Source organism: Streptomyces sp. T028 (assembly GCF_048159505.1).
Classification (GTDB): domain Bacteria; phylum Actinomycetota; class Actinomycetes; order Streptomycetales; family Streptomycetaceae; genus Streptomyces.
Genome location: NZ_JBLRVZ010000070.1, coordinates 1 through 8,319 on the forward strand (window position 1 = coordinate 1; position 8,319 = coordinate 8,319).

Here is an 8,319-nt window from a genome sequence, read left to right on the forward strand (position 1 = left end):
GATCTTTTCTCGATCCGATTTCCTCGGTGCTTTCCAGGTTCCCGCTTTTGTTTCGCGGTTTCCTTTCCGGCGGTTCCGACTTTATCAGAAGTTCTGAGTCGGTTTTCCCGGCCCCTCTCGGTGGGCTGGTCCGGCACGTGGCGCGGACCGTTTCCCGTTCAGGCGGAGCCGTAAACGTACTGGAGCGGGGCGCCCCGATGCAAATCGAGGCGCCCCGCTCCAAGTTCGGCTCAGACCTCCACCACGACCGGGAGGATCATCGGCCTGCGGCGATACGTGTCGGAGACCCACTTGCCCAGGGTGCGGCGGATGAGTTGCTGCAGCTGGTGGGGTTCGACCACGCCGTCCTGGGCCGAGCGCTCCAGGACCTCGGTGATCTTCGGGATCACGTCCCCGAAGGCCGAGTCCTCGATACCGGATCCGCGGGCTTGGATGTGCGGGCCGCCGGTGATCTTGCCGGTCGAGGAGTCCACGACCACGAAGACCGAGATGATGCCCTCGTCGCCGAGGATCTTCCGGTCCTTCAGGGCCGGCTCGCCGACATCGCCGACGGAGAGGCCGTCGACGTAGACGTACCCCGCCTGGACCTTGCCGGAGATCTTGGCCTTGCCCTCGACGAGGTCGACGGCGATGCCGTCCTCGGCGATGACGATGCGGTCGTGCGGGACGCCCGTCATGGCGCCCAGCTCGGCGTTGGCCCGCAGATGGCGCCACTCGCCGTGGACCGGCATCAGGTTCTTCGGGCGGCAGATGTTGTAGAAGTACAGCAGCTCGCCCGCCGAGGCGTGGCCGGAGACATGGACCTTGGCGTTGCCCTTGTGGACGACGTTCGCGCCCCAGCGGGTCAGGCCGTTGATCACGCGGTAGACCGCGTTCTCGTTACCGGGGATCAGGGACGACGCCAGGATCACCGTGTCGCCGGGGACGATACGGATCTGGTGGTCGCGGTTGGCCATGCGGGACAGGGCGGCCATCGGTTCGCCCTGGGAGCCCGTGCAGACCAGGACCACCTCGTGGTCGGGGAGGTCGTCGAGCGTCTTGACGTCCACCACCAGGCCCGGCGGGACCTTGAGATACCCGAGGTCCCGTGCGATGCCCATGTTGCGGACCATCGAGCGGCCGACGAAGGCGACCCGGCGGCCGTACTCGTGGGCCGCGTCCAGGATCTGCTGGATGCGGTGGACGTGGCTGGCGAAGCTCGCCACGATGATCCGCTTGCGGGCGCCCGCGAAGACCGTGCGCAGGACGTTGGAGATGTCCCGCTCGTGCGGGGTGAAACCGGGGACCTCGGCGTTGGTGGAGTCGGTGAGGAGGAGGTCGATGCCCTCTTCGCTCAGCCGTGCGAACGCGTGTAGATCGGTCAGACGGTTGTCCAGCGGAAGCTGGTCCATCTTGAAGTCGCCCGTGTGGACCACCATGCCGGCGGGCGTGCGGATCGCGACGGCGAGGGCGTCCGGGATGGAGTGGTTGACGGCGATGAACTCGCAGTCGAAGGGACCGACTCGCTCGCGGTTCCCCTCCGCCACCTCGAGGGTGTACGGGCGGATGCGGTGCTCCTGGAGCTTGGCCTCGATGAGGGCGAGGGTCAGCTTGGAGCCGATCAGCGGGATGTCCGGCTTCTCGCGCAGGAGGTAGGGGACGGCGCCGATGTGGTCCTCGTGACCGTGGGTGAGGACGATGCCCTCGACGGCGTCCAGGCGGTCACGGATGGACGAGAAGTCCGGCAGGATCAGGTCGATTCCGGGCTGCTCCTCCTCGGGGAAGAGCACTCCGCAGTCGACGATCAGCAGACGGCCGCCGTACTCGAAGACCGTCATGTTCCGGCCGATCTCGCCGAGACCGCCGAGTGGGGTGACCCGCAGGCCGCCCTTGGGAAGCGGCGGCGGCGGGCTCAGTTCGGGATGCGGATGACTCAAAAGACTCTCCTCAAACACGCGCGCCACGTACCGGTAGGGCACGTGGCGCGCGTGACGTTCGTGCAGAAGCAGTTGTCGTTGTGGATGCAGGCACCGGTGGCCTGCCTATTCAGTTGTGAAGTCCGTTGTCAGAGCTGTACCCCGCCGGCGGCAAGATCGATCTTGAGCTGCTCGATCTCTTCCGGTGAGCACTCGACCATGGGCGAGCGCAGCGGTCCGGCGGGCAGGCCCTGGAGGGCGAGCGCGGCCTTGGTGGTCATGACGCCCTGGGTGCGGAACATGCCCGTGTAGACGGGGAGCAGCTTCTGGTGGATCTCGGTGGCCTTCTGGACGTCACCTGCGGTGAAGGCGTCGACGAGGGCGCGCAGGTCGGGCGTGACGACATGGCCGACGACCGAGACGAAGCCGACCGCGCCCACGGAGAGCAGCGGGAGGTTGAGCATGTCGTCGCCGGAGTACCAGGCCAGGCCGGAGCGCGCGATGGCCCAGCTCGCCCGGCCGAGATCTCCCTTGGCGTCCTTGTTGGCGACGATCCGGGGGTGCTGGGCGAGGCGGACGATCGTCTCGGTGTTGATCGGAACGCCGCTGCGGCCGGGGATGTCGTAGAGCATGACCGGCAGCTCGGTGGCGTCGGCGACGGCCGTGAAGTGCCGGTACAGGCCCTCCTGAGGGGGCTTGTTGTAGTACGGGGTGACGACCAGTAGGCCGTGCGCGCCGGTCTTCTCGGCGGCCTTGGCCAGTTCGATGCTGTGGTGGGTGTCGTTGGTGCCGACGCCGGCCACGATGTGGGCCCGGTCGCCGACGGCCTCCAGAACGGCTCGTACGAGGTCCGATTTCTCCGCGTCGCTGGTGGTGGGGGACTCACCGGTGGTGCCGTTGATGATCAGGCCGTCGTTGCCTGCGTCCACCAGGTGGGTGGCGAGCCGCTGGGCGCCGTCGAGGTCGAGTGCGCCGTCCGCCGTGAACGGCGTGACCATGGCGGTGAGGACCCGCCCGAAGGGGGTCTGCGGAGTGGAGGTCGGAGCCATGGGTAACACGCTACTCGTTGCTCCCCCTGTGGTCTGCCCTCGGGGGGTTACGAAAAGTCACGACAAATGCGGAGCCCGGTACTGCCTGCTCGGGGGTTCAAGCAGTACCGGGTCCGTTTGATCAGGCTAGATGAACTTCTCCAAATGCCGCAATACGGACACTTCGCGCGGATGACCCGTACATGTGTGTCGGGCGGGAGAGCATCCCTTCGTCACGGGGCGACACGGCCGTTGGCATTGAAGGCCGCGTAGGTGAGGGGCATGAGCTTCGCCCACTCGGCCTCCATCCTCTCGCCGACCATCTCGATCTCCCGCTGCGGGAAGGAGGGCACCTTGGCGAGCTCGTGCTGCGTGCGCAGGCCGAGGAAGTGCATCAGCGAGCGGGCGTTGCAGGTGGCGTACATCGACGAGAAGAGCCCGACGGGCAGGACCGACCGGGCGACCTCGCGGGCGACACCCTGCGCGAGCATCTCCTGGTAGGCCTCGTACGCCTGCCGATAGGAGTCCTCCATGGCCCGGCCGACGAGTTCCTGCTGGGCCTTGGTGCCCTCCACGAAGACGTACTTCCCGGGACGGCCCTCCTGGACGAGCTTGCGGGACTCGTCGGGGACGTAGAAGACGGGCTGGAGCTCCCGGTAGCGGCCGGACTCCTCGTTGTACGAGTTGTGGACGATGATCCCGTTCGCCAGGAAGTTGTGCCAGGGGCCTTCCACGGAGAGGTCGTAGGTCATCTCCTCGCCCTCCGCCTCGATCGAGACGACAGAGTCCGGAACCGCCTTCGCGATCTTGCCACCTCGCTGGGCGAGTGCCTGCTCGTCGCCGCTCTTCGCGGTGTGACAGGGCTCGCACGCGGGCGCGAGATTCCGTTCGTCGAGAGCCTGGGTCAGGTCGCCCGCGACGGGGACGACGTGGTCCAGGGCGAGCTGATCACGCGGAAACTCCTGGTCGCAGAGATGGCAGGTGTCGATCTCCTTGATCACCCGCTGCCGCTGCATGGAGGTCCACACGCCGATGCCGCGTCGCAGACTCGGCGGAATGAGGGCCTGGGAGGGCCGGGGAACGGTTCCTGCCACCATGACGGCGTCACCGGCGGTGAGTTCCCCGGCCTTGACCCAGCCCTCGGGGGTGAACACCGCGTGGTCGACCGTGCAGCGAAGCGTTTTCCCTGAGGCTGTTGTGATCTTGATCAGGGGCTTGATGCCCGATTCGATCACGTCGACAACCCTGGCGCGCTGGGCGAGCAGCGTCTCCTCGTCGTAACACCGCACGTGGTTACGGCGGATCGACTCGAGCTTGCGAAGACGGGTGCTCGGGTGCTCCTCGCGGAACTCGGCGACGGCGGACTCGGCCGCCTCGCGGTTCTCGTACAGGCCGAGGTAGTGGTTGGTCCCACCGCGCCGCACCTGGGCCATCCACTTGCCCGCCCGGCTGTGCCAGGTCACCCCGCCGGCGGAGTGCGGCAGCCGGTCCTCGACACCCATGTGCCAGAGCTTGTGCAGTTCGGCGATGCTGCGCCGACGAAGATTGCCCGCCTCGCTCTCCAGGGTGATCTCGGTGTCTCCCGCGATGCACCAGCCCACGCGGTGCCGCATGAACTCGCGGAAGACGAAGATCGGGGCGCTGATGAAGAAGGTCATCGAGTTGTGCTCGAAGGGGCTGCCGTGCCGGTCCCGCATCAGGTAGTTGATCAGGCCCTTGGAGCGCTCCGGGTCCTTCTTCAGCTCGTCCAGGGACTGCTCGCCGGCGGTGGAGACACGGGCGGCCCACAGCACGTCGGAGTCGGACGCGCTGTGCTTGACCAGCTCGACGGTGACGTCGCTGCGGAAGCTGGGCGTGAGGTCGTCGGCGGGGGTGTCGGTCACGGGTCGGAGGGTCCCTTCCATCACTTCTGTGGGCGGCGCCCACTCTACGGCCCGTCACTGACAACGGGGCGTTCGGTGCCGGGCCGCGACGTTCTCGGCGAATAGCTGCGAATTCATGAGAGAAGGGCACCTTTTGCCTATCTCACGCGTCTGTGCTGATGGATCACACTTCTCCGACGCAGCAGCCACAGCCGTCACAGCAGCCGCAGGCGCCTCAGGGGCACTGACGCGATAGCCTCACCGGGCACAGCCCACGCATGGACGAGTGAGGACCAGCCGTGCCCCTGCCCTTCCTGACGGCCGACCGCCCGTTCGAGACAGCGGACGACGTCGCGCTGCCCTTCGAGGACCGTGAGCGCTGGCGGCGCCCCTACCGACCCGGTCCCTGGCGCGTCGCCACGGCCGCGCTGGCGCTGCTGCTCGCCTCCTTCGTGCTCCTCGCGGCCGTCGCCATCGCACTGACCGGGTCGGTCTCCGACGCGGGCGCGGTCCTCGGGATCTCGGCGCTGGTGATCGTCGCCGCGCTGCGGCTGCTGCGCATGGGTGTGTGGGTGAGCGCGCGCGGGGTGCGGCAGGTGCGGTTCCCGTTCACGCGGACGGTGCCGTGGGACCGGGTCGCGGTCGTCCGCACGGTTCAGCAGCCGGTGCGCTGGCTGGGGATGCCGCGCACCGTCCAGGGACAGGCACTGGTCCTCGTACGGCGGGACCGGCCGGCGGACGACACAGCGATGCTGCTGACCACGCACGGGGCGGACTTCCTGGGGCGGCCCGAGGCCTTCGACCGGGCCTCGGACGCGGTCGAGGCATGGGCCGCGGAGTACGGGCGCGGCTGACAGCACGACACGCCGAAGGGGCCGGTCCGCGGGTGGTGCGGGCCGGCCCCTTCGGCGTACGGCGGCGGGGGTGCGGGCGGCTCAGGCCGTCTCGATCCGCTTGCCGTCGTGGAGGCTGATCGCGCGCTGCATCGCCTTGCGGGCGCGGGGGGTGTCGCGGGCGTCGTGGTAGGCGACGGCCAGGCGGAACCAGGTGCGCCAGTCCTCGGGGGCCGCCTCGGTCTCCGCCTTGCGCCTGGCGAAGACCTCGTCGGCCGAGTCCCGGTCGATACGGCCGCCGGGGGTGCGCCTGAGCTCGTCGACGGGGAGGCCGCCCTCGGCGTCGAGGGCGGCGGCGAGGGCGTTGGCACGGCGGACGAACTGGGTGTTCTTCCAGAGGAACCAGACGCCGATGACCGGCAGGATCAGCACCGCGATCCCGAAGGTGACGGTGATGACCGTGCCGGACTGTATGAGCATGACGCCACGGCTGCCGACCAGGACGAAGTAGAAGACCAGGACGGCGGCTGTGACGGCGTAGGAGAGCTTGGCGCGCATGTCGGGACGGATCTCTAGTTCAGGTCCAGGAAGTGCTCCAGGCCGAAGGTGAGGCCCGGAGTCGTCACCACCCGGCGGGCGCCCAGCAGGATGCCCGGCATGAAGCTGCTGTGGTGGAGGGAGTCGTGGCGGACGGTCAGGGTCTCGCCCTCGCCGCCCAGCAGGACCTCCTGGTGGGCGAGCAGGCCCCGGAGGCGAACGGCGTGCACGGGGATGCCGTCCACGTCCGCGCCGCGCGCGCCGTCCAGGGCCGTCACCGTGGCGTCCGGGGCCGGGGCGGTGCCGGCCGCGCGGCGCGCCTCGGCGATGAGCTGGGCGGTGCGGGTGGCGGTGCCCGAGGGGGCGTCCACCTTGTTGGGGTGGTGCAGCTCGACGACCTCGACGGACTCGAAGTACGGCGCCGCGATCTGCGCGAACTTCATCGTGAGGACCGCGCCGATGGAGAAGTTCGGCGCGATGAGCACGCCGGTCTCCGGGGACGCGGCCAGCCAGCCGTTCAGCTGCGCGAGGCGCTCGTCGGTCCAGCCCGTCGTCCCGACGACGGCGTGGATGCCGTGGCCGACGCAGTACTCGAGGTTCTCCATCACGGAGGCGGGCGTGGTGAGTTCCACGGCGACCTGGGCGCCGGTGTCGGCCAGCGTCTCCAGCTTGTCGCCGCGGCCCAGCGCGGCCACCAGCTCCATGTCCTCGGCGGCCTCGACGGCCCGTACCGCCTCGGAACCGATCCGGCCCCTGGCACCGAGGACCGCCACACGCAGCTTGCTCATCTGTTGTGCTTCCTTACGGGAGTGGAATAGGCGCGGGAGTGGATCAGGCGACCGCGTCGTGGAGTCGGGAGGCCTGCTTGTCCTTGAGCGGGCCGATGACCGACAGCGACGGGCGCCGTCCCAGGATGTCGCGGGCGACCGAACGGACCTCGTCCGGGGTCACGGCCGCTATCCGGGACAGCATGTCGTCGACGGACATCTGCTCACCCCAGCACAGCTCACTCTTGCCGATGCGGTTCATGAGCGCACCGGTATCCTCCAGGCCGAGCACCGTGGAGCCCCGTAGCTGGCCGATGGCGCGCCCTATCTCGTCGTCGGACAGGCCGTGTTCGGCGACGTGGTCGAGTTCGTCGCGGCAGATCTTCAGCACGTCGTGGACCTGCGAGGGCCGGCAGCCGGCGTAGACGCCGAAGAGGCCGCAGTCGGCGAAGCCGGAGGTGTACGAGTAGACGCTGTACGCCAGGCCGCGCTTCTCGCGGACCTCCTGGAAGAGCCGGGAGGACATGCCGCCGCCGAGGGCGGTGTTGAGCACACCCAGCGCCCAGCGGCGGTCGTCGGTCCGGGCGAGGCCCGGCATGCCGAGGACGACATGGGCCTGCTCGGTCTTGCGGCCGAGGAGCTCCACGCGGCCCGAGGTGCGGATGGTGCGCCGGCCGTCGCGCGGGGCGATGGGCGTGGCGTCCGGGTTCCTGAGGGCGCCCGCCTTCTCGAAGGCCGCGCGGACCTGTCGTACGACCTTGTTGTGGTCGATGTTGCCGGCGGCCGCCACGACCAGGTGCGTCGGGTCGTAGTGCTTCTTGTAGAAACGGCGGATGCGGTCGGCGGTGAGGGCGTTGACCGTGTCGACGGTGCCGAGGACCGGGCGGCCGAGGGCGTTGTCACCGAACATCGTGTGCGCGAACAGGTCGTGCACACAGTCGCCGGGGTCGTCCTCGGTCATGGCGATCTCTTCGAGGATCGCGCCGCGCTCGACGTTGACGTCCTCCTCGACGATGAGGGAGCCGGTCAGCATGTCGCAGACGACGTCGATGGCGAGGGGCAGGTCGGTGTCGAGCACGCGCGCGTAGTAGCACGTGTACTCCTTGGCCGTGAACGCGTTCATCTCGCCGCCGACCGCGTCGATCGCGGAGGAGATGTCCAGCGCCGACCTGCGGGTGGTGCCCTTGAAGAGCAGGTGCTCCAGGTAGTGCGTGGCGCCGTTCAGCGAGGGGGTCTCGTCACGGGAACCGACGTGGGCCCAGATGCCGAAGGTCGCGGAGCGGACCGAGGGGAGGGTCTCGGTGACGATGCGCAGGCCCCCCGGGAGGGTGGTCTTGCGGACCGTGCCGATGCCGTTCTGGCCCTTGATCAGGGTTTGGGTACGGGCGACGGCCCCC

The 8,319-nt window shown here is 68.9% G+C and carries 5 protein-coding genes and 4 pseudogenes (1 of these 9 only partly in view); 1 reads left to right on the forward strand and 8 read right to left on the reverse strand.

Annotation, left to right across the window (positions count from 1 at the left end):
* Positions 1-230: 230 nt before the first annotated feature.
* From ACLZN2_RS46285 to ACLZN2_RS46305, 5 genes and pseudogenes are all read right to left on the reverse strand, one after another.
* Positions 231-1,916, reverse strand: coding sequence for a ribonuclease J (locus ACLZN2_RS46285; RefSeq protein ID WP_416986063.1), 1,686 nt, complete (start codon positions 1,914-1,916; stop codon positions 231-233).
* A 128-nt stretch (positions 1,917-2,044) separates the two neighbouring features.
* The gene (gene dapA, locus ACLZN2_RS46290; RefSeq protein WP_416986064.1) at positions 2,045-2,944 is read right to left on the reverse strand and encodes a 4-hydroxy-tetrahydrodipicolinate synthase; all 900 of its coding nucleotides are present in this window, start codon (positions 2,942-2,944) and stop codon (positions 2,045-2,047) included.
* A gap of 212 nt (positions 2,945-3,156) precedes the next feature.
* Positions 3,157-3,606, reverse strand: a pseudogene (gene thyX / locus ACLZN2_RS46295) (FAD-dependent thymidylate synthase); the annotation flags it as partial.
* Positions 3,607-3,609: 3 nt separating this feature from the next.
* Positions 3,610-4,536, reverse strand: a pseudogene (locus tag ACLZN2_RS46300) (HNH endonuclease); the annotation flags it as partial.
* Positions 4,516-4,806, reverse strand: a pseudogene (locus ACLZN2_RS46305) (FAD-dependent thymidylate synthase); the annotation flags it as partial. The pseudogenes ACLZN2_RS46300 and ACLZN2_RS46305, both read right to left, overlap by 21 nt.
* Positions 4,807-5,084: 278 nt before the next feature.
* On the opposite strand from ACLZN2_RS46305, the gene ACLZN2_RS46310 reads away from it, so the two are divergent.
* The gene (locus tag ACLZN2_RS46310; RefSeq protein WP_416986065.1) at positions 5,085-5,639 is read left to right on the forward strand and encodes a hypothetical protein; all 555 of its coding nucleotides are present in this window, start codon (positions 5,085-5,087) and stop codon (positions 5,637-5,639) included.
* A gap of 81 nt (positions 5,640-5,720) precedes the next feature.
* Here the strand turns inward: ACLZN2_RS46310 and ACLZN2_RS46315 are convergent, their stop codons facing one another.
* The 3 genes and pseudogenes from ACLZN2_RS46315 to ACLZN2_RS46325 all read right to left on the reverse strand — a co-directional run.
* On the reverse strand, positions 5,721-6,176 hold the full coding sequence (locus ACLZN2_RS46315) for a hypothetical protein (RefSeq protein WP_416986066.1): 456 nt from the start codon (positions 6,174-6,176) through the stop codon (positions 5,721-5,723).
* Positions 6,177-6,190: 14 nt separating this feature from the next.
* Positions 6,191-6,943: a 4-hydroxy-tetrahydrodipicolinate reductase gene (gene dapB / locus ACLZN2_RS46320; RefSeq protein ID WP_416986067.1), complete on the reverse strand. Its 753-nt coding sequence runs from the start codon at positions 6,941-6,943 to the stop codon at positions 6,191-6,193.
* Between the two features lie 43 nt (positions 6,944-6,986).
* Positions 6,987-8,319 (reverse strand): annotated as a pseudogene (locus ACLZN2_RS46325) (M16 family metallopeptidase) (it continues 42 nt past the right edge of the window).